Origin of the sequence: Bradyrhizobium guangdongense (genome assembly GCF_004114975.1) — a bacterium.
In the GTDB taxonomy this organism is placed as follows: Bacteria; Pseudomonadota; Alphaproteobacteria; order Rhizobiales; family Xanthobacteraceae; genus Bradyrhizobium; species Bradyrhizobium guangdongense.
Genome location: NZ_CP030051.1, coordinates 5437517 through 5459088 on the forward strand (window position 1 = coordinate 5437517; position 21572 = coordinate 5459088).

Below are 21572 nucleotides of genomic sequence, written 5' to 3' on the forward strand. Positions count from 1 at the left end.
CGCCAATGCCCGTACCGCAACACGTCTTCGAACCGCCGTTCAACATCATCCGCTCCAGCCACGTCGTGCTCGACGTGACCGATCTGAAGCTGAGCCGCGACTTCTACGAGAGCACGGTCGGCCTGCATGTCGAGGACGCCGACGACAAGGTGGTGTACCTGCGCGCAGCCGAGGAGCATCAGCATCACTCGCTGGTGCTGCGCAAGGCGGCCGTGCCGGCCTGCGCCCGACTGGGCTTCAAGGTCGGCAATGACGGCGATCTCGACAAAGCCGCAAAGTTTCTCTCCGAAAACGGCCTCGCCCACGCGTTTGCGGATCAACCGTTCCAGGGCCGCACGCTGCAATTCACCGATCCCTTCGGCTTCCAGATCGAGCTCTATGCGTCGATGGAGCGGCGGCCGCATCTCCTGCGCCGCTATGACCTCTACCGCGGATGTCATCCGCAGCGGCTCGACCATTTCAATGTCTTCGCCGCCGAAGTACAGGACACCGTCGAGTTCTATGCGCGGCTCGGCTTCCGCCTCACCGAATACGCCGAAGAGGACGGACCGAACGGTCGCATCGCCGCCGCCTGGATGCATCGCAAGGGCAATGTCCACGATTTTGCGATCACCAACGGCAAGGGCCCTCGCCTGCACCATTTCGCTTACTGGACGCCGACGGCGATGAACATCATCCATCTCTGCGACGTGATGGCGTCACAGGGCTTTGTGAAGAACATCGAGCGCGGTCCGGGACGCCACGGCATCTCGAACGCGTTCTTCCTTTACGTGCGCGACCCGGATGGACATCGGTTGGAGCTCTACACCAGCGATTATTTCACCGGAGATCACGACCACGAGCCGCTGCGCTGGTCGCTGCGCGATCCGCGCCGCCAGACGCTGTGGGGCGCGCCGGCGCCGCGCTCCTGGTTCGAACAGGGCTCGCCCTTCACGGGCCAGCCCGTACGGGAGCCGAAATTCGTCGCCGACGTGCTGGTGGCGGATTGAGCCATGAAGCTCCCCCGTCTCGCCACCTATTCCGTCAAGGGTGATACCCGCTATGGCGCCGTTCTGGAGGGCGGCATCGTCGATCTCTCGCCGCGCTATGCCAAAGACTATCCGACGCTGCGCGAGGTGATCGCCGCCGGAAGGCTCGTGCGCCTTGCCGAAGAGTCGGCCAGCCTCACGCCGGATCGCGCGCTCGGCGATATCACCTGGCTGCCGCCGGTGCCGGCGCCGGAGAAGATCATCTGCATCGGCGTCAACTATCCCGATCGGAACGCCGAGTACAAGGATGGCCAGGAGGCGCCGAAATATCCGAGCATGTTCATGCGCTCGCCGCGCTCCTTCGTCGGCCACGACACGCCGCTGGTGCGCCCACGCGCGTCCGCGCAGCTCGACTACGAAGGCGAGATCGTGCTGGTGATCGGCAAGCAAGGCCGGCACATCCCTGAAAGCAGCGCACTCGATCACATCGCCGCCCTCACCCTGTGCAACGAAGGCTCGGTGCGCGACTGGCTACGCCACGCCAAGTTCAACGTCACCCAAGGCAAGAACTTCGATTCCAGCGGCAGCCTCGGTCCGTGGCTCGTGCCCTACACAAGGGAAGCGCAGATCGCCGACATCAGGCTGACCACGCATGTCAACGGCGAGCTCAGACAGGACGATCGTACCAGCCGGCTGATGTTTCCGTTCCGCTACCTCATCAGCTATATCTCCACCTTCGCAACGCTCGTTCCCGGCGACATCATCGTCACGGGCACGCCGACCGGTGCGGGTGCGCGGTTCGATCCGCCGCGCTATTTGAAGCCGGGTGACGTGATCGAGGTCGCGGCTGAGGGCATCGGCACCTTGCGCAACGGCGTCATCGACGAAGCCTGAGACATCGATTGAAGTGGAATGATGCAATGACCACCCTCACCGGCGGCGAAGCGATCGTAAGCGGGCTCGTCGCCCATGGCGTCAATACCGTGTTCGGCCTGCCCGGCGCGCAGGTCTACGGCCTGTTCGACGCCTTCCACCAGGCCCAGCTCAAGGTGATCGGCGCGCGGCACGAGCAGGCCTGCGGCTACATGGCTTTCGGCTATGCGCGCTCCAGCGGCAGGCCCGGCGTGTTCAGCGTGGTGCCCGGTCCCGGCGTGCTCAACGCCAGCGCGGCGCTGCTCACCGCGTTCGGCTGCAACGAGCCGGTGCTGTGCGTTACCGGCCAGGTGCCGACGCAGTTCCTCGGCAAAGGCCGCGGCCATCTCCACGAAATGCCGGACCAGCTCGCCACCTTGCGCACCTATGTGAAATGGGCCGACCGGATCGAATATCCCGGCAACGCGCCGACCGTCGTTGCGCGCGCCTTTCAGGAGATGATGTCAGGCCGGCGCGGACCCGCCTCGGTCGAAATGCCGTGGGACGTTTTCACCCAGCGCGGCGATACCGCCGCGGCACAGGTGCTGGAACCTCTGCCTGCACCGCCGCCCGATCCTGACATGATCAAGCAGGCGGCTGCGCTCATCAAAAGCAGCAAGGCGCCGATGATCTTCGTCGGCAGCGGCGCAATCGAGGCGGGCGAGGAGATCCTCGAGCTCGCCGAGATGATCGATGCGCCGGTGGTCGCGTTCCGCAGCGGCCGCGGCATCGTCTCCAATGCGCATGAGCTCGGCCTCACCATGGCCGCCGCCTATAAGTTATGGGCCAAGACCGACCTGATGATCGGGATCGGCACGCGGCTGGAACTGCCGACGATGTCGCGCTGGCCGTACCAGCCCGACGGCCTCAAGAGCATCCGCATCGACATCGATCCGGTCGAGATGCGGCGCTATCAGTCGACCACCGCGATCGTCGCGGACGCCAAGGCGGCGACCGCCGATCTCGTCGCAGCCGTGCGCAAGGCCGGCTACAGCAAGACCGCCGGACGCCGCGCCGCGATCCGCGAAGCGACCGCGACGGCGCAGCAGGAAATCCAGCGCATCCAGCCGCAGATGGCGTACCTGAACATCCTGCGCGAGGTGCTGCCGGCCAATGCGATCGTGACCGACGAGCTGTCGCAGTTCGGCTTCGCCTCCTGGTACGGCTTTCCGATCTACCAGCCGCGCACCTTCATCACCTCGGGCTACCAGGGCACGCTCGGATCGGGCTTTCCGACGGCGCTCGGTGCCAAGGTCGCAAATCCCGACACGCCCGTGGTGGCGATCACCGGCGACGGCGGCTTCATGTTCGGCGTGCAGGAGCTTGCCACCGCCGTGCAGTTCAACATCGGTGTGGTGACGCTGGTGTTCAATAACAATGCCTATGGCAATGTCCGCCGCGACCAGCGCGAAAGGTTTGAAGGCCGCGTCGTGGCCTCCGATCTGGTCAATCCTGACTTCGTCAAGCTCGCGGAGTCCTTTGGCGTGGCTGCGGCGCGCGTCAACGCCCCGGATCAATTCAAGGCCGCGATGGAGAAGGCGCTGGCGCATGGCGGGCCATACTTGATCTCGGTGGAAGTGACCCGGGACTCGGAAGTGAGCCCCTGGGCGTTCATTCACCCGCCGAAGCCGTAGTCCGTCATTCCGGGGCGCGCGTAGCGCGAGCTATGATGCGCAATTGCGCATCTGAGAATCCATAAACACGATCGGGAGTATGGATTCCGGGCCTGCGCCTTACGGCGCATCCCGGAATGACGAAAAGGATCACCGCGTCCTGCGAAACGTCAGATTGATCCTGATACGCCCCAGCAGCGCGTGCTCGCCTTCTGCAAGCGGCGCGACGCCGTGATAGGCAAGCCTGGAGGGTCCACCCCAGACAACGACGTCGCCATGGACCAGCCGAAAACGCCGCGGCTTGTCGCTGCGCGCAAGGCCGCCGAACAGGAAGGTCGCTGGCAGGCCGAGCGAGGCCGAGACGATCGGCGCCGAATAGTCGAGCTCATCCTTGTCCTGGTGCAGCGACAGCCGCGTGCCGGGCTCGTAGCGATTGACGAGACAGGCATCCGGCGCGAAGTTTTGGAAGCCCCCCTGCTCCGCCGCGCGGCGGGCGAGATCGCACAGTACCGGCGGCATCGCCGGCCATGGCGCACCGGTCTTGGGATCGATGGGATCATAGCGATAGCCGGTGTGATCGGTGATCCAGCCGCGCTCGCCGCAATTGGTCATCGCCACCGACATCTGGTAGCCGCCGGGCGTCGTCATGCGGCGGAACGGCGATTGCGCGACGATCGCGCGCACGGCTTCGATCAACTCGTTCTCGATCGGCCTGACAAAACCGCGCAGCAGCACGGCGCCGTCGGCGATCTCCTCACGGGACGGCTGCGCCTCGGCAACGTTGTCGAACAAATCAGCCGTCAATCGGAATTCTCATTTGGCATCGTGAAAGATCACACCCAGCGTGTGGCGCTGGCCGGACCTGATGCGGCTGACGCCATGGCGGAGATTAACGCGATAGGTGCCGCGTGTCCCCTGCACCGGGCGGTGATGCACAGCGAAAGCGACCGCATCGCCCTGCGCCAGCGGCACGACTTCGGCACGGGATTGCATGCGCGGGCGCTGCTCAGTCAGCACGAATTCACCGCCGGTGAAGTCGCGCCCCGGCTCGGACAGCAGGATCGCGACCTGAAGCGGGAACACGTGCTCGCCATAGAGATCCTGGTGCAGGCAGTTGTAGTCGCCGGCCTCGTATTGCAGCAGCAGCGGCGTCGGCCGCGCCTGCCCCGCCTCGTGGCAGCGCTTCAGGAACGCCGCATGCGCGGCGGGATAGTGGATGTCGATCCCCATCGCCTGGTTCCAGCTATTGGCAACGGCTTGCAAATGCGCATAGAGCGCCGGACGCAGCTCCGCGATGAGATCAGGCAACGGGTAGGAGAAATATTTGTATTCGCCGCGGCCAAAGCCGTGGCGCCCCATGACGATGCGGCTGCGGAAGTGGGCGTCGTCGGGATAGAGCGCGGCGATGGCAAAGCACTGCTCGGGCGTGAGCAGGTGTTTCAGAACGGCGCAGCCCTGAGAGTCGAGCTCGGCGGTGATTTGGGGCCAGTCGAGGGCGTCCACGTGGGTTGTGAGGTCCGCGGCGAGATTAGCAGGTGACTTGCGTGCTGTTGCTGTCATGGCTACGCCTTTCGCAAAACTATCCCGCCCCGCGCCACCCGATTTCCGATGACTTGCTCCGTCCGTCATTGCGAGCGGAGCGAAGCAATCCAGGCTCGCTTCGAGGAGGGATTCTGGATTGCTTCGTCGCAAGAGCTCCTCGCAATGACGCAGGGAGAGAGTTACGGCGCAACCACTGCGGAAGCGCCTCTGGCCTCAGCCCCGCACCGGCAGCGTCGCCACGTCATATCCGTGCGTGATCGTGCGCTTCAGCACGGGATCTTCCAGCTCGAACTCGAAGCGTTCGGCGGGACGGATGCCGCCTTTGGCGGCGAAGGTTCCGCCGAACATGGCGCAGCCATCGGGGAACTTGCCGCCCTCGAAGCCGCGCGCGATCAGCTCGGTGACCGGCAGCATCGCATCCAGCGTACCCTCCTGGTAGAGCACGCGCTCACCTTTGATCGTGGCGTAGGAGCGCAAGATCATCCTGTCCCAATGGCCGATGACGTCGTCGAGCTCCCACAGCGTGGAGGCGATCGGCTTGTCGCACATCTGCTTGGAGACCGTGACGTTGTAGGCCTCGACCTTGCGGTCGGTGTGGTCGGAGCCGCAGCCGACGAAGATGCGGCCCTGCCAGCCGATCAGCACGAACTCGACCTCGCCGGAGGAATCGCCGCCCGTGCATTCGATGCTGTCTTCCTGGGTCAGCCGCCGTGCCGAGGCACGGTAGTAGATCGGCGTCGACGCCGGCGGTGCGATGCCCATCTCTTGCAGCTCTTTGATGTGCTTGTCGCGCGCGACCGGATCGCGGCCGGTCCAGCCGGCGATGACCATCTGGTCGATCGCCAGGGTCAGCGGCGTGGTGGTGTCCTGGGCATCAACGGTGAAAGTGAGGTCAAACACGAATGACGGTCTCCATGCCGGCAGCAAGTTCAAAGATACGGCGATCGGACCCGCCGGCACCCGCAAGCATCAAGCCGACGGGGATATCGCCCTCCCGATGCGCGGGCAGCGAGATGGCACAGCCGTCGATCATGTTGATCAGGGTGCAGTTGCGCAGCGCGCGCAGGTTTTGCGCGGTGAACGCCTTGTCGTCGGCAAGGTCTGCGATCTTCGGCGGCGTGTTGGCCGTGGTCGGCAGCACCAAGGCGTCATAGGGCGCGATGCGCGCATTGACGCGGGCGATCAGCGAGCGGCGCTCGTTGAGCAGATCGATGTAGTCGGCCGCGCTCTGCGCCTCGCCGCGCATGATGCGGACGGCGACACGGGGATCGTAGACGTCGCCCTTGGCGGTGATGAGATAGCGATGCCAGGCATAGCTCTCGGATGCGGCAAAGCCGCCCTTGGCGTTCATCGGGCCGATGTCATGGAACTCCGCCATCTCGATGCGTTCGATGACGGCGCCGTGGTCGGAAAGCGTCTTCAGTGCGCGCTCGAAAGTCTCGGCAACCTCCGCATCGAGATCGTCGAGCGCAATCGTGGTCGGCACCGCCAGCCGCATGCCCTTCACGGGACGTGGCTTCAGCGCGACGTTCGGCTCGTTGGCGAGCACCGCATCCATTATGGCACAGCAACTGACCGAACGCGCCAAGGGTCCGATACTGTCGAGCGAGAAGGACAGCGGCACGGTGCCATCGAGCGGCACGCGGCGCTGCGTCGGCTTGTAGCCGACGATGCCGTTGAAGGCCGCCGGAATGCGGCAGGAGCCGCCGGTGTCGGTGCCAAGCGCGCCATGCGCCATGCCATCGAGCACGGACACCGCCGCACCCGAGGACGAGCCGCCGGGCACGTGGCCCTCGGCCCGGTTCCAGGCGCCCTTCGGCGTGCCGTAATGCGGATTGATACCGATGCCGGAATAGGCGAACTCGGTCATGTTGGTGCGCCCGATCACGACGAAGCCAGCCTTGCGCAGGCGCGCCACCGCCGGCGCATCGTGCTCGGCCGGATCGGAATCGTCGAGCGCGCGGGAGCCGGCCCGCGTCGTCTGCCCCTTGATGTCGAACAGATCCTTGATCGAGACCGGGATGCCGGCATAGCGCGACGGCGCGGCTTTGGCCTTGCGCAGGCCGTCCATCGCATCCGCAACCGCCAGCGCGGCGTCCTTGTCGACATGGAGGAAGGTGCGCTGCCCTTCGCCGGCGGGATCGGCGATCCTGGCGATACAGGCTTCGACCAGTTTTCGGGAGGTCGTGCGACCGCTTTCGAGGTCTTCGGCGAGCTTCGCCAATGTCGGGAAATCGGGCATGTCTGTCTCACGGAATATTTGCGCGCGCAATCTATAGCGCGGCCTAAGTTCGACACAAGCATTGTGCGCATGATGGCATGCATGCGCATTGCTGGACCGTTGACGCACGATAGCCGATTGTCGCATCAAGATCGAAACAGGCGGGCACGAAGCCCGCCGTTTGGGAGGGTTTTCCGAGATGGCCGAACCGCAGCGTGCGCGACCGAAACCAACGCCGGAGACCCAGCACTTCTGGGACGGCACCAAGGCGGGCGAGCTGCGCCTGCAGCGTTGCGACGCCTGCGCGCATGTCTATTTCCCGCCGCGTCCGTTCTGCCCGTCCTGCGCCTCGCGCAAGGTCAGCGTCTTCAAGGCGAGCGGCAAGGGCTTCCTCTACAGCTATGTGATCAACCACCGCCCCGCAGCGCCCGGCTTTACGCCACCTTATGCCATCGCCGTGGTCGAGCTTGCCGAGGGGCCGCGGATGATGAGCAACATCATCGACTGCCCGCAGACGCCGGAGGCACTCGAGCTCGACATGAAGCTCGAAGTCGCCTTCCAGCAGCTGGACGACAAGATCACTCTCCCCGTGTTCCGTCCGGCGAAAGGGTAGACCATGCGCAAGAACCAGGTTGCCGTAGTGGGCGCGGCCGAGACCACCGAGCTCGGTGTCATCCCCCATGCTTCGCAGCTCCAGCTGCACGCGGACGCGGCACTCAATGCCATTGCCGACGCCGGGTTGAAACTCTCCGACATTGACGGCTTTGCCACCGCGGTCGAGACGCCGCAGCAGGTCTGCCACTATCTCGGCATCAAGCCGACCTGGGTCGACGGCACCTCGGTCGGCGGGTGCTCGTTCATGCTGCATGTCCGCCATGCGGCTGCGGCGATCGAGGCCGGCCTGTGCAGGACCGTGCTGATCACCCACGCCGAGAGCGGCAAGTCGATGATCGGCAAGCAGCCGCGCTTCACCGCCGCGGACAGCCTCAACGGCCAGTTCGAGGCGCCCTATGGCGTCTACGGCCCGCCCAGCATGTTCCCGATCCCCGTGCTGCGCTTCATGAAGACCTATGGCATCACGCATGAGCAGCTCGCCTCGGTCGCTGTCGTGCAGCGGGAATGGGCAGCGAAGAATCCGCGCGCGATGATGAAAGATCCGATCACGGTCGCCGATGTCCTCAACTCGCGCATGATCGCCTATCCGTTCCGACTGCTGCAGTGCTGCCTCGTCACCGACGGCGGCGGCGCGCTGATCCTGACGTCGGCCGATCGCGCCAAGGATTTTCCACGCAAGCCCGTCTATATCATGGGCACCGGCGAGAGCGTGGAGACGCCGATGGTCAGCCAGATGGAGACCTTTAATTCGTCGCGCGCGTTCAAGACGGCGGGGCCCCTTGCTTTCAAGGAGGCTGGCATCGCACACAAGGACGTGGATCATCTCATGATCTACGATGCCTTTGCGCATCTGCCGCTGTTCGGCCTCGGCGATCTCGGCTTCATGCCGCACGAGGAAACCGGCAAGTTCATCGCAGACGGCAACACCCGGCCCGGCGGCAAGCTGCCGCTCAACACCAATGGCGGAGGCCTCTCCTACATGCATTCGGGCATGTATGGCATGTACGCGCTTCAGGAGAGCGTGCGCCAGATGCGCGGCATCGCGCCGGCGCAGGTGCCGAACGCGAAGATTTCAGTGTGCCACGGCGTCGGCGGCATGTTCGCCGCCTCGGGCACGATCGTGTTTACGAACGAGAGGTAATCGATATGAGCAAATCACTGCAGGACAAGGTCATCATCGTCACCGGCGCGGGCCGTGGCATCGGGCGCGAGATCGCACTGCTTTGCGCCGGCGAGGGCGCCAAGGTCGTGGTCAACGATCCCGGCGGGGCCGCCGACGGCGCCGGTGCGAACGCCGCGCCGGCCGAGGAAGTGGTCGAGGAGATCAAGAAGCGCGGTGGCACCGCCGTGGCCAATTTCGAGTCGGTCGCCGAGGCGATCCCGGCCAGCAAGATCGTCAAGACCGCGACCGATCATTTCGGCCGGCTCGACGGCGTCGTCAACAATGCCGGCATCCTGCGCGATATGATCTTTCACAAGATGAGCGTGGAAGCGTTCGAGGCTGTCATCAAGGTGCATCTGATGGGCTCGTTCTATGTCAGCCACGCCGCGGCGCGGATCTTCCGCGAACAGGAGAGCGGCTCCTTCGTGCATTTCACCTCGACCTCCGGCCTGATCGGCAATTTTGGCCAGGCCAACTACGCCGCCGCCAAGCTCGGCATCGTCGGTCTGTCGAAGTCGATCGCGCTCGACATGGGCCGTTTCAACGTCCGCTCCAACTGCGTCTCGCCGTTCGCCTGGACCCGCATGATCGGCACCATTCCCACCGAGACCGAAGCTGAGAAGGCGCGCGTCGAGAAGATCAAGCAGATGGGCCCGGAGAAGATCGCGCCGCTCTGCGGTTATCTGCTCGGCGATTCCGCCAAGGACGTCACCGGCCAGATCTTCGGCGTGCGCATGAACGAGATCTTCCTGTTCAGCCAGAACCGCCCGATCCGCTCGGTGCAGCGGAGCGAAGGCTGGACGCCGCAATCGATCGCGGAACATGGCATGCCGGCACTGAAGGGCTCGTTCTACAAGCTCGACCGCTCCGCGGACATCTTCACCTGGGATCCCGTCTAGCCTTATTTCAGGCATCTCTGCGCCGCGATCTCTGGTTGTCTTGTCCAGAGATCGCCCCGCTTTATGCCTGAATGCGGGCGAATGGTGTCCTCCCAACATAATCTTGGGAGGAAACCATGACAAGAATACTGACCAACCCCAACGACACTTCAGCAACAGAACCCGGCGGCCTCGGCCGCCGTACGCTCCTCAAGGGCGCCGCGACCGTCGCCGCCTCCGCCCTGCTGGCCTCCAGGGCCGATGCGCGCGACTACGGCGCCAATGCCGAGCCGCAGCGTTACCCCGACCCCGACATTGTCGTCATTGATCCCAAGCGCTTCAAGGCCAAGGTCGGCAACACCTCGATCAAGCGGCTCTATACCGGCTGCCTGTGGGCGGAGGGACCGGCCTGGAACGCGCAGGGCCAATATCTCGTCTGGAGCGACATCCCGGCCAACCGGCAGCTGCGCTATCTCGATGACGACGGCCACATTTCCGAGCAGTTTCACAAGCCCTCGAACGAGGCCAACGGCAACTCGTTCGACACCGAGGGCCGCCAAATCAGCGCCGAGCGCACCCGCCTCGTCCGCTACGAGCATGACGGCTCGGTCACAGCGCTCGCCGAGCAGGCCAACGGCAAGCCGCTCAACGGCCCGAACGACATGGTCGTTCACCCCAACGACAAATCGATCTGGTTCACCGATCCCGGTTATGGCGCGATCAGCATCTACGAGGGCAAGCTCGCCAACACCGGCTCGGTGCAGCCTTACCAGAAGGAAGCCGTGTATCGGCTCGATGCGCAGTCCGGCCAGTTGACGAAAGTCGCCGACGAGCCGTTCAAGCCGAACGGCATCGCCTTCTCGCACGACTACAAGAAGGTCTATGTCTGCGACACCGGCATCACGCATTATCCGCAGGCGGAGAACGTGGTGTGGTCCTACGACCTCGACGGGACGAAGCTGTCGAACCCGAAGCGGCTGATCGACATGAAGCTCGACGGCAAGTCGGGCTTTCCCGACGGAATGCGCGTCGACACCGAAGGCAATGTCTGGGTTGGCGCCGGCTGGGTCGGGCCGGGTTATGACGGCGTCCAGGTGTTCGCACCGACCGACGGCGCCCGCATCGGCCAGATCATGCTGCCGGAGACCTGCGCCAATCTCTGCTTCGGCGGCAAGAAGCGCAACCGCCTGTTCATGACCGCGAGCCAGTCGCTCTATGCGGTCTATGTGGAGACGCAGGGCGCGCACTTCTGTTAAAGGAAGCCTCTCTCCCTCCGCGTCATGGCCGGGCTTGGCCCGGCCATCCACGTTTTGCCGCGCGCCCGAAGAACGTGGATGCCCGGGACAAGCCCGGGCATGACGGCTGAGCGAGCGTCCCTACCCCGTATTCCGCAATCCCGCCGAGATGCCGTTGATGGTGAGCTGAATCCCGCGCAGCACCTGCTCGTCCGGGTTCTGCGCGCGATGCTCCCGCAAGAGCTCGACCTGCACGTGATTGAGCGGGTCGAGATAGGGGAAGCGGTGCCGCACGGATCGCTCGAGCAGCGGGTTGCCTTGCAGCAGGCGGTCCTGACCCATGATGTCGAGCAGCGTCTCGATGCAGGAATGCCATTCGCGACGGATGCGGCCGAAGATCTTTTCGCGCAGGGCCTCGTCCGGCACCAGTTCGGCATAGCGCGAGGCGATCGCAATGGAGCTTTTCGCCAGCACCATGTCCATGTTCGACAGCAGCATGCGGAAGAACGGCCATTCCTGGTAAAGCTCTTTCAGGAACGGCATGCCCTTGTCGGGGTGCTCAGCGATCCACTGCTCGACCGCGCTGCCGAAGCCGTACCAGCCCGGCAGCATCAAACGGCATTGCGCCCAGGAGAACACCCAGGGAATTGCGCGCAGATCCTCGATGGCGCGGGTCTTCTTGCGCGAGGCCGGACGGCTGCCGATGTTGAGCGTGGCGATCTCGTTGATCACGGTCGAGGACCAGAAGTAGTCGACGAAGCCGTCGGTCTCGTAGACCAAGCCGCGATAGGCCTTGAAGGCGAGGTTCGACAATTCGTCCATCGCAATCAAGTATTCGCGGCGGGGCGCGCTCTGGCTCGGCTGCAACAGGCTCGCATCCAGCGTCGCAGCCGCCAGGATCTCGAGATTGTTGCGGCCGACTTCGGCGTTGGAGTATTTCGACGAGATGATCTCGCCCTGTTCGGTGATGCGGATCTGGCCGTTCACGGCCCCGCCGGGCTGCGCGACAATGGCGTCGTAGCTCGGACCGCCGCCGCGGCCGACGGAGCCGCCGCGGCCGTGGAACAGACGCAGCCGCACATGGTGTCGCTCGAACACCTCGACGAGGCCGATCTCGGCCTTGTAGAGCTCCCAGCCCGAGGTGACGAAGCCGCCATCCTTGTTCGAGTCGGAATAGCCGAGCATCACCTCCTGCACGCTGCCGCGGCTGTCGACGAGGCGGCGGTAATCATGCACGGACAACATGCGATCCATGATGCCCGATGAGGCCTGCAGATCCTCGATGGTCTCGAACAGCGGCACGATGTTGATGGCGCTGCGGCCGGAGGGATGAACCAGCCCCACCTCCTTCAGCAGCACCGCGACCTCGAGCATGTCCGACATGCCCTTGCACATCGAGATGATGCATTGAGGAATCGCATCCGAGCCGAACATCGCATGCGCTTCCGCGGCGGCATGGAAGACGTTGAGCTCGCCCATGGTCTCGTCGCTGTACTTGACGAACGGCGACACCAGCGCGCGCGTCGAGCGCAACTCGTTGGTCAGCAGCGAGATGCGCGCCTCCTCGCCGAGCGCGAGATAGGACATGCCGGGATTGGCGGCATCCATCAGCTCCGCAATGGTGCGTTCATGCACCGCGGAATTCTGCCGGATGTCGAGCCGCGCCAGATGAAAGCCGAAGCAATCCACCGCGCGCCGCAGCAACCGCAACCGGCCGCGGGCGATGACGCGGGCATTGTTCGAGATCAGCGAGCGGTGCAGCACGTCGAGATCGGCTTGCAGCTCCTTGACGTTCTGATAGGGCGCCCCCTTGCCGACCGGACGGCGGGTGATCTCGACCTCGAGCTTTTCGGCCGTGGCGGTCAGGCGAGCATAGATCCCGGACACTGCGAGACGATAGGGCTCACCACTCCGGTGCGGCGAGGTGTCGGGCGAGCGCTCCGCGAGCGTACGCAGCTCTTCGGAGACATCGGCGAGATGGGCTGCGATCGACAGTTCCGAGCCGAGCACGTGCAGCTCTTCCAGGTAGAACTGCATGACCCGGCTCGACTGCAGCCGCAGCGTGCCGCGCATCACGTCGGCGGTGACGAAGGGATTGCCGTCGCGGTCGCCGCCGATCCAGCTTCCCATGCGCAGGAACGAGGCGAGCTCGCCGGCCGCCGCGCCGCCCTCCTCCAGCCGGTCCTCCAGTGCGTTGATCAGCCGCGGCACCTCGCGCAGGAAAGTGTAGTCGTAGAACGACAGGCCGTTGGCGACCTCGTCGAGCACGGTGAGCTTGGTTCGGCGCAGCAGGTTGGTCTGCCACAGCGTCAGCACCTCGCGGCGGAGTTGCTCGTCGCTGGCGGCCGCCTCGTCCGCGGTCAGCGCGACGCGCTCGCGGCGGTCGAGCAAGGCCGCGACTTCCATCTCGCGGTCCATGGTGCTCTTGCGCCGGACCTCGGTCGGATGCGCGGTCAGCACCGGGCTGACGAGCGCGCTCCTGAAGAACTTGCGCAGTGCATCGGCGCCAATCCCCGCGCCCTTGGCTTTGGCGAGCGTCCGAGCCAGGACACCGGAACTGCCGTTCTTGCCGGCGCGCATCTGACGGATGTTGTTCTGGTCCTCGGCGATGTTGGCGAGGTGCGAGAAATAGCTGAAGGCGCGGACGATCCGCACCGTCTCGGAGATCGACATGCTGTCGAGGATCTGCTCGAGCTCGCGGCGGGCGAGCCGGTCTTCATCACGGTGGAACCGGATCGAGGTCTGCCTGATACGCTCGACCAGGTCGAACACGTCGGCCCCCTCCTGGTCCCGCACCGTGTCGCCCAGGATACGCCCGAGCAGGCGGATGTCGTCGCGCAGCCGGACGTCCGCTTCCAGCGCCTGCACGTCCTCAGGGCGGTTCGGCCGGAGATCGGCGGCGTCGGACGATACGGTCTGGAGGGACATGGCTCGCTTCCCTTGCAGAGCTCCCAATGGCTCCTTGGTCGGGAGGAGTGTGCGATATTTTTCTACCGCAGTGCAAGATGAACTTGGGGGCGGCGCACACGCCAGCCGGATCAGGCCGGCACGATCACCTTGCCGATCGGCCAGAGCGCGATCCCCGCCAGCTTCAGATGCGCCCATGCAAAGGGAATGCCGATGATGGTGATCGCAAAGAGCACGGCAGTCAGCAGGTGGCCAAGCGCCAGCCACCAGCCGGCCAGCACGAGCCAGATGATGTTGCCGATCACCCCGAGCGGTCCGGTGCCGATATCGCCCATGCCGGTGACCTCGTCGCGGCTCACGGCGCGCGAGCCGAACGGCAGCAGCGTGTAGATGGCGATGTTGAAGGCCGCGCGCGCCCAGGGCAGGCCGATGATCGTGAGGGCCATGATGATCGACGCCACCAGCCAGCCGAATGCCATCCAGGCACCGCCGATGAGAATCCAGATGATGTTGAGCAGGATGGAAACGGGGGCCATGGGACGATCCGCAAGAGGATGATTTGACCATATAGCCACGAAAATAGTCGTTGCGAAGACAACGCCCGTGTCCACTCCCCGGTTTTATCTTTCGTGGGCCCAACGACCTCAACCACGAGCACCGGCGTCATCCTGAGGTGCGAGCCTTACGATGCTCCTGCATCGCAAGGCGAAGCCTCGAAGGATGGCCGGGGGCGCTTGCAGCCTATCCTGCGAGGCGCCCAAGGGCGCGCACCTCAGGATGACGGTAGAGTTCGCGGAGAGGATTGTGGTCTCAGATCTTTCGCCCCGCCTGCTCCCAATAGGGATCCCGCAGGCGGCGCTTGAAAATCTTGCCTGAGTCTTCGCGCGGCAGCCCCGCGCGGATCTCGATGTGCTTGGGCACCTTGTAGTCGGCGAGCGAGGTCTTCAGTCCTGCACGGATCTCGGCGGCATCGAGCGTAATGCCGGGCTGCGGCTCGACCACCGCCATCAGCGCCTCGCCGAACTCGGCGTCGGGGATGCCGAACACCGCGCAATCATGCACCCCCGGCACGGCATGCAGCACCGATTCGATCTCGGCCGGATAGATGTTGACGCCGCCGGAGATTACCATGTCGCGCTTGCGGTCGCAGATGAAGACGTAGCCGTCCTCGTCGATATAGCCGACGTCGCCTGAGGTGATGAAGCCGTCGCGATCGATCTCGGCGCGCTTCTCCGGCTTGTTGTGGTAGGTGAAGTCGGCCATTGCAGGCATGCGGGAATAGATCTCGCCGATCTCGCCGACGCCGAGCACGCGGCCGTCTTCGCCGATGAAGCGCAGTTCGGCGCCGGGCGAGATCTTGCCGACAGTGCCGGGCTTCTTCAACGCATCCTCTGACGTTGCGAAGGTGACGGCGCTGGATTCGGTCGAGCCGTAGAACTCGTAGATCACGGGCCCCCACCATTCGATCATGGCGCGCTTGACGTCGGCCGGACATGGCGCGGCAGCGTGGATGACGTGGCGCAACGATGAGACGTCGTACTTCTTGCGAACCGCCTCCGGCAGCTTCATCAGGCGGATGAACATGGTCGGCACCATGAAGATGGTATCGATCTCAAAACGCTCGATCAGTTGCAGGAATTCTTCAGCCTCGAAACGCGGCATCAGCACCAGTGCGCCGCCGAGCTTGCCGGCGCGGATGCCGAAGGAGTTCGGCGCGGAATGATACAGCGGGCCCGGCAGGATCGCTCGGGCACCGGGCTTGAGGCCGTAGATCATCGCGCGCATGCGTTCGCCGGCGGCCTGCTGCTCCGGCGTCGGCGCGTTGCGGCGCACGCCCTTGGGATGGCCTGTCGTGCCGGACGTATAGATCATGTTCATCGGCTGCGGCACGACCGGACCGTCATAGGGCTGGAATTGCGCAAGCCAGGATTCGAAATCGATCGCGAAGTCGGGAGTCCCCAGATGATCGCGATCGATCTTGTAGTTGGAGAGGATTTCCGGCGGTGTCGGCACGCTGAGCACGGTGACGCCTTTTGGAATCGCGTCGCGCAAGGCGTGGAGCATGTCGGCATGGCCGATCAGCACGGATGTGCCGGTGTCGCCAAGGATGTAGTTGATCTCCTCCGGCTTGAAGTGCCAGTTGATCGGCACGCCGTAGGCGCCGAGCCGCATCGCGGCGTAGGCCGCTTCAAGGAAAGCGATGTCGTTCCGCATCAGCATGCAGACGCAGTCGCCTTGGCGGACGCCGATCTTGGCGAGGCCGGAGGCGATACGATCGGCGCGATTGGCGACTTCGGCGTGAGTGCGATCGCGTTCGCCGGAGACAATGCCAAGGAAGGTGGACGTTTCGCTCATTGTTGTTGTCCGATCTTTCGTCGGTTAGGAACTTCGGCGACAACCGCCCTCGTCATTCCGGGATGCGCCGTAGGCGCAAGCCCGGAATGACGAGCTCAATCCGCAAACTTCGGCGCGCGCTTCTCCAGATTGGCGCGCACCGCCTCGGTCTGGTTGGCGCTGCCGATCAGCTTCTGCTGCTCGACGGATTCGGCCAGCAGCGCGCCACCCGGATCGACCGAGAGATTATTGAGCAAGCGCTTGGCGGCGCGGATCGCGTCGGGACTCTTGCCGGCGATTTCGCGCGCGGCTTGGAGCGCGGCTGCGCGCGGGTCGTCGCAGATGCGGGTGGCGAGGCCATACGTCATCGCCTCCTGCGCAGAGAAGATGCGGCCGGTGTAGGTGAGATCGCGCAGGATGTCGTCGCGGACGAGGCTCGCCAGGATCGGCGTTCCCGCCATGTCAGGCACGAGCCCCCATTTGATTTCCATGATCGACATTCGCGCATCTGCCGAGAGAAAGCGCATGTCGGCACCGAGCGAGAGCTGAAAGCCGCCGCCGAAGGCGACGCCGTGCACCGCCGCGATCACCGGTACCGGAAGCTGACGCCAGCCCCAGACCGCGGCTTGCGGGAAGTTCGCCTGGCCGTGTGTTCGCTTGGTGAGATCGCGATTTTCGCCACCCGGAATTCCATTGCCGCCCTTCTCCTTCATGGCGGCAAAACGCCCCATGTCGAGGCCGGCGCAGAATGCACGGCCTTCACCTGAGAGCACGACGGCGCGAACGCCCTTTTCCTTCGAAAGCCGCTCGGTTGCCGCAACAAGGGCCTCGAACATGGGCTGATCGAGCGCATTCATCTTGTCCGCGCGCACCAAGCGCACGTCGGCGACGCCTTCCGAAATCGAGATCGAGACGCGCTCTTCCATGGATGAATTCTCCCCTGTTCTTGTTCGGTGCCGCTTTACAGAAAGCTGTCGGCCGGATTTAGTCAATCGACCAATTAACTGACAATCCGTACGGGAGAAACAGCCATGTTCAAGGAAAATCTTCTGGCTGGGCGGCGCATTCTCGTGACTGGCGGCGGCACCGGGCTCGGCAAGTCGATGGCGGCGCGCTTCCTCCAGCTCGGCGCCGAGGTGCACATCTGCGGCCGGCGCAAGATCGTCTGCGACGAGACCGCGACCGAGCTGATGGATCAGTATGGCGGCCGCGTCACCAGCCATGGGGTCGACATCCGCAACGCGCTCGCGGTCGAGGAGATGGTCGAGACCATCTTTCGCGATGGGCCGCTCACCGATCTCATCAACAACGCCGCCGGCAATTTCATCTCGCGCACCGAGGAGCTGTCGCCGCGCGGCTTCGATGCCGTCGCCAACATCGTCATGCACGGCACGTTCTACGTGACCCATGCGGTCGGCAAGCGCTGGATCGCGTTGAAGCAGCCCGGCAATGTCGTCTCGATCACGGTGACCTGGGTGCGCAACGGCTCGCCCTATGTGGTGCCGTCGGCCATGAGCAAGTCGGCGATCCACGCCATGACGATGTCGCTCGCCACCGAATGGGGCCGCTATGGTATCCGCCTCAACACCATCGCGCCGGGGGAAATCCCGACCGAGGGCATGAGCAAGCGCATCAAGCCGGGTGACGAGGCCGGCGCGCGCACCAAGGCGATGAACCCGATGGGCCGCGTCGGCACCATGGAGGAGCTGCAGAACCTCGCGACATTCCTGATCTCCGGCGGCTGCGACTGGATCAACGGCGAAACCATCGCCATGGACGGCGCCCAGGCGCTCGCGATGGGCGGCAATTTCTATCAACTGCGCGACTGGAGCGACGACGACTGGAAAACCGCGCGCGAGAGCATCATGGCGCAGAACGAGAAGGATCGGGCGAAGCGGGGGTAATCTCTCGTGCCCGGACGCATCGCAGCAGCGTTGCAGCGCGTCCGGGACACGAAGCCGCGGCCGATTTCTCCCTTCTTGTCTTCACGCGCGGATGACGCCACACTCTCCGGCACAAAAACAAAACGCCACACGGGGGAAACATGTCCACACAGCCATTGGCTGATCTCGCCGACATGGTGCGCGAGCGCGCGAAGAGCCGCGGCAGCGCGATCGCCTACGAGTTCGAAGGCCGCGTCACCAGCTTTGCCGAGTTCGACGTCAAGACCAATAAGGTCGCCAATGCGCTTCTCGCCATGGGCGTGAAGAAGGGCGACCGCATCGCCTATCTCGGCAAGAACAGCGACATCTATTTCGAGCTCCTGATGGGCGCAATCAAGGCCGGAGTGGTCATAGCGCCGGTGAACTGGCGGCTCGCCGGGCCCGAGGTCGCCTTCATCGTCGCGGATTGCCAAGCGCCGGTGCTGTTCGTCGGGCCGGAGTTCATTACACTGGCTCGCCAGATCAGAGATCAGCTTCCGGGCGTGCGCACCGTCATCACCACCGAAGGCGGCGCGCCGGAATGGCAGGATTTCACGGCCTGGCGCGATGCGCAGAGCGGCGATGATCCGAAGGTGCCGATCGACAGCAAGGACATCGCGATCCAGCTCTACACGTCGGGGACGACGGGCAAGCCGAAGGGCGCGATGCTGAGCCACGCGAACTTCCTCAATCTGGTGCAGACCGGAAACGCCGAGGACAAGCCGGAGTGGAACCGGTGGTCGACCGACGACGTCTCGCTGGTGGCGATGCCGATCTTCCACATCGGCGGCTCCGGTTGGGGTGTGATGGGACTTTATCACGGCGCCCGCGGGGTCATTGCGCGCGAGTTCGACCCGACCAAGGTGCTGGATTTCTTCGAGCAGTCGGGCATCACGAAGCTGTTCATGGTGCCGGCGGCGATGCAATTCGTGGTGCGGCAGCCGCGCGCCAGGTCGATGGACTTCTCGCGCCTCAAATACATGCTCTATGGCGCCTCGCCGATTCCGGCGGCGCTGCTGAAGGAGTGCATCGAGGTCTTCAAGTGCGGCTTCGTGCAGATGTACGGCATGACCGAGACGACCGGCACCATCGTCGCGCTGCCGCCGGAGGACCACGTCGAGGGCCTGGAGCGGATGCGCTCGGCCGGCAAGGCGCTGCCGGGGGTCGAGATCGCCATTCTTGATGCAGACGGCACCCCGCTGCCGCCGCGCCAGGTCGGCGAGATCGCCACGCGTTCGGGCTCGAACATGGCGGGCTACTGGAATCTGCCGGAGGCGACGGCCGCGACGCTCCGCAGTGACGGCTGGTTGCGTACCGGCGATGCCGGCTACATGGACGAGGACGGCTATCTCTATATCCACGACCGCATCAAGGACATGATCATCTCCGGCGGCGAGAACATCTATCCCGCCGAGGTCGAGAGCGCGCTATGCGATCATCCTGATGTCGCCGAAGCCGCGGTGATCGGCGTGCCTGACGACATCTGGGGCGAAGCCGTGAAGGCAGTCGTGGTGATGAAGCCGGGCAAACAGGCGAGCGCCACCGACATCATCAACTTTACCCGGACACGCATCGCCGGCTACAAGACGCCGAAGAGCGTCGAGTTCCTGCCGGCACTGCCGCGCAATCCCTCAGGCAAGATCCTGCGGCGCCAGTTGCGCGAGCCGCATTGGGCGGGGAAGGAGCGAAGGGTGAACTAGTTGATCCAGCATCCTCCACGGAGACATTGCTGGATTGCTTCGCTGCGCTCGCAATGACGGTGTGGAGGCAGAAGCGCGCCTCTCTCCTCCGTCATTGCGAGGAGCCGTTGCGACGAAGCAATCCAGACTGTCACCGCGAGAAGCGGTGCCGTAGGGCCGGCAAAGGTACGCGTTTAATGCTTCCCCGGCCCCATATAGCCGAACAGGAATCCCGCGACTTTCCGCATCTGGATCTCCTCGCTGCCTTCGGTGATGCGGTAGCGCCGATGATGCCGGTAGATATGCTCGAACGGCTTGTGGCGCGAATAGCCCATGCCGCCGTGGACCTGCATGGCGCGGTCGGCGGATTCGCAGCAGAGGCGGTTTGCCCAGTAATTGCACATCGAGATGCGGTCGGAGAGCGTGCGCTCGATCTGCTCCTCGGTGAGCTGGTCCATCTCCCAGGCGGTCTTGCGGATCAACAGGCGCAGCATCTCCGCCTGCGTGGCAAGCTCGACGAGCGGGAACTGGATCGCCTGGTTCTCGGCGAGCGCCCTGCCGAACGGCTTGCGCTCGCGCGCATATTTGACACTCTCGTTGATGCAGTAGACGGCCGCGCCGAGCGAGCTCGCGGCCTGGCGGATGCGGTTCTGGTGGACAAAGCATTGCGCCAGCGACAGGCCGCGGCCGACGTCGCCGAACTGCGCATCCTCGGGCACGAACACGTCCGTAAAGCTGACGCGGGGGTGATCGGTCGGCATGTTGAAGGTCCACATATATTCCTCGACCTTCACGCCGGGCGTCTTCGCCGGCACCAGGAAGCAGGTGATGCCGCGGGCATCGCCGTCGTTGCCGGAGGTGCGCGCGAACAGTGCGCAATGCGTGGCGACGTGCATGCCCGTCGTCCACATCTTCTCGCCATTGATGATCCAGCCCTTGAGGTTGTCGCGGGTCGCCGGCACCGCACGCGTCTCCATGTGGGTGGCATCCGAGCCGTGATGCGGTTCGGTGAGGCCGAAGGTGATGCGGTACTTGCCCCTGATGGAACCGTCGATCATCGCCTTCTGGTCGTCGCGGCCGTAGCGATCGAGCATCGTGACGACAGGGAAATTGCCGACGACCGAGTGTTCGTTCTGCAGGTCATTGTGCAGGCCGAGGCCCTTGGCCGCAAAATGTTCGCGGATCACGGCCATCCAGAGGTTGGAGCCGTCCTTGCCGCCATATTGCTTCGGCACCGGAAAGCGCAGGTGGCCGGCGGCATCGGCGAGATCCTTGGCCTTCCGCAGCAACGCTTCCCATTCGTGCCGCGGCAGGCCGCCATTCTCGAAATCGGTACGGGCCCATTCGCGGCGATGATCGAAGAAGCGGATGTTGTCGTCGGCCTCTTCCAGCGGCTTGATCTCGCGTTCGATGAAACGGTCGAGCTCTCCGAGGTATGCGACGAGATCGGCAGGCAATGAGAAATCCACGGCTCTCTCCCGGATTGATTTTTGTCGTTTTGCGTTGAGGCGCTAGGCGCGTCCCTGCTTTGCACGAATAAGGTGAGAAGAGCCCGCGCAAGTCAAGCAAGCCGAGAGTCGCGAG

The 21572-nt window shown here is 64.4% G+C and carries 18 protein-coding genes; 9 read left to right on the forward strand and 9 right to left on the reverse strand.

Annotated elements, in window-relative coordinates:
- The first annotated feature begins 5 nt into the window (after positions 1-5).
- From hpaD to X265_RS26040, 3 genes are read left to right on the forward strand one after another with little or no spacing between them, the layout of a single operon-like run.
- Complete coding sequence (gene hpaD, locus X265_RS26030; RefSeq protein ID WP_128967411.1) at positions 6-989, forward strand: 3,4-dihydroxyphenylacetate 2,3-dioxygenase; 984 nt, start codon at positions 6-8, stop codon at positions 987-989.
- Between the two features lie 3 nt (positions 990-992).
- Positions 993-1862, forward strand: coding sequence for a fumarylacetoacetate hydrolase family protein (locus tag X265_RS26035; RefSeq protein ID WP_128967412.1), 870 nt, complete (start codon positions 993-995; stop codon positions 1860-1862).
- 26 nt (positions 1863-1888) lie between these two features.
- Complete coding sequence (locus X265_RS26040; RefSeq protein WP_128967413.1) at positions 1889-3514, forward strand: thiamine pyrophosphate-dependent enzyme; 1626 nt, start codon at positions 1889-1891, stop codon at positions 3512-3514.
- Between the two features lie 129 nt (positions 3515-3643).
- Here the strand turns inward: X265_RS26040 and alkB are convergent, their stop codons facing one another.
- The 4 genes from alkB to X265_RS26065 form a co-directional block, all read right to left on the reverse strand.
- Positions 3644-4297, reverse strand: a complete 654-nt coding sequence (gene alkB / locus X265_RS26045) for a DNA oxidative demethylase AlkB (RefSeq protein WP_128967414.1) — start codon at positions 4295-4297, stop codon at positions 3644-3646.
- 9 nt (positions 4298-4306) lie between these two features.
- Positions 4307-5053 (reverse strand): 2OG-Fe(II) oxygenase, encoded by a 747-nt coding sequence (locus tag X265_RS26050; RefSeq protein WP_128967415.1) that lies wholly within the window; start codon positions 5051-5053, stop codon positions 4307-4309.
- A gap of 195 nt (positions 5054-5248) precedes the next feature.
- Positions 5249-5935, reverse strand: a complete 687-nt coding sequence (locus X265_RS26060; RefSeq protein WP_128967417.1) for a DUF2848 domain-containing protein — start codon at positions 5933-5935, stop codon at positions 5249-5251.
- Complete coding sequence (locus tag X265_RS26065; RefSeq protein ID WP_128967418.1) at positions 5928-7277, reverse strand: amidase; 1350 nt, start codon at positions 7275-7277, stop codon at positions 5928-5930. The genes X265_RS26060 and X265_RS26065 overlap by 8 nt, the downstream gene beginning before the upstream one ends.
- Before the next feature lie 178 nt (positions 7278-7455).
- Between X265_RS26065 and X265_RS26070 the strand changes: the two genes are divergently transcribed.
- From X265_RS26070 to X265_RS26085, 4 genes are all read left to right on the forward strand, one after another.
- A complete protein-coding gene (locus X265_RS26070) occupies positions 7456-7869 on the forward strand; it encodes a Zn-ribbon domain-containing OB-fold protein (protein ID WP_128967419.1) in 414 nt (137 codons plus the stop codon).
- A 3-nt stretch (positions 7870-7872) separates the two neighbouring features.
- On the forward strand, positions 7873-9012 hold the full coding sequence (locus tag X265_RS26075; protein ID WP_128967420.1) for a thiolase C-terminal domain-containing protein: 1140 nt from the start codon (positions 7873-7875) through the stop codon (positions 9010-9012).
- Between the two features lie 5 nt (positions 9013-9017).
- Positions 9018-9932, forward strand: a complete 915-nt coding sequence (locus X265_RS26080) for an SDR family NAD(P)-dependent oxidoreductase (RefSeq protein ID WP_128967421.1) — start codon at positions 9018-9020, stop codon at positions 9930-9932.
- 116 nt (positions 9933-10048) lie between these two features.
- Positions 10049-11167 carry an SMP-30/gluconolactonase/LRE family protein gene (locus X265_RS26085; RefSeq protein WP_128967422.1) on the forward strand — a complete coding sequence of 373 codons (1119 nt, stop codon included), beginning with the start codon at positions 10049-10051 and terminating at the stop codon, positions 11165-11167.
- 120 nt (positions 11168-11287) lie between these two features.
- Here the strand turns inward: X265_RS26085 and ppc are convergent, their stop codons facing one another.
- From ppc to X265_RS26105, 4 genes are all read right to left on the reverse strand, one after another.
- Positions 11288-14074, reverse strand: coding sequence for a phosphoenolpyruvate carboxylase (gene ppc, locus X265_RS26090; protein ID WP_128967423.1), 2787 nt, complete (start codon positions 14072-14074; stop codon positions 11288-11290).
- Positions 14075-14184: 110 nt separating this feature from the next.
- Complete coding sequence (locus X265_RS26095) at positions 14185-14589, reverse strand: YccF domain-containing protein (RefSeq protein ID WP_128967424.1); 405 nt, start codon at positions 14587-14589, stop codon at positions 14185-14187.
- Between the two features lie 274 nt (positions 14590-14863).
- Positions 14864-16408: an acyl-CoA synthetase gene (locus tag X265_RS26100; protein ID WP_128967425.1), complete on the reverse strand. Its 1545-nt coding sequence runs from the start codon at positions 16406-16408 to the stop codon at positions 14864-14866.
- Between the two features lie 95 nt (positions 16409-16503).
- The gene (locus tag X265_RS26105; RefSeq protein WP_128967426.1) at positions 16504-17313 is read right to left on the reverse strand and encodes a crotonase/enoyl-CoA hydratase family protein; all 810 of its coding nucleotides are present in this window, start codon (positions 17311-17313) and stop codon (positions 16504-16506) included.
- Between the two features lie 105 nt (positions 17314-17418).
- Between X265_RS26105 and X265_RS26110 the strand changes: the two genes are divergently transcribed.
- Both X265_RS26110 and X265_RS26115 read left to right on the forward strand, forming a co-directional pair.
- Complete coding sequence (locus tag X265_RS26110; protein ID WP_128967427.1) at positions 17419-18291, forward strand: SDR family oxidoreductase; 873 nt, start codon at positions 17419-17421, stop codon at positions 18289-18291.
- 140 nt (positions 18292-18431) lie between these two features.
- Positions 18432-20009 carry a fatty acid--CoA ligase gene (locus tag X265_RS26115; RefSeq protein WP_128967428.1) on the forward strand — a complete coding sequence of 526 codons (1578 nt, stop codon included), beginning with the start codon at positions 18432-18434 and terminating at the stop codon, positions 20007-20009.
- A gap of 173 nt (positions 20010-20182) precedes the next feature.
- On the opposite strand, the gene X265_RS26120 is transcribed toward X265_RS26115, so the two are convergent.
- Complete coding sequence (locus X265_RS26120; RefSeq protein WP_128967429.1) at positions 20183-21457, reverse strand: acyl-CoA dehydrogenase family protein; 1275 nt, start codon at positions 21455-21457, stop codon at positions 20183-20185.
- Positions 21458-21572 lie beyond the last annotated feature (115 nt).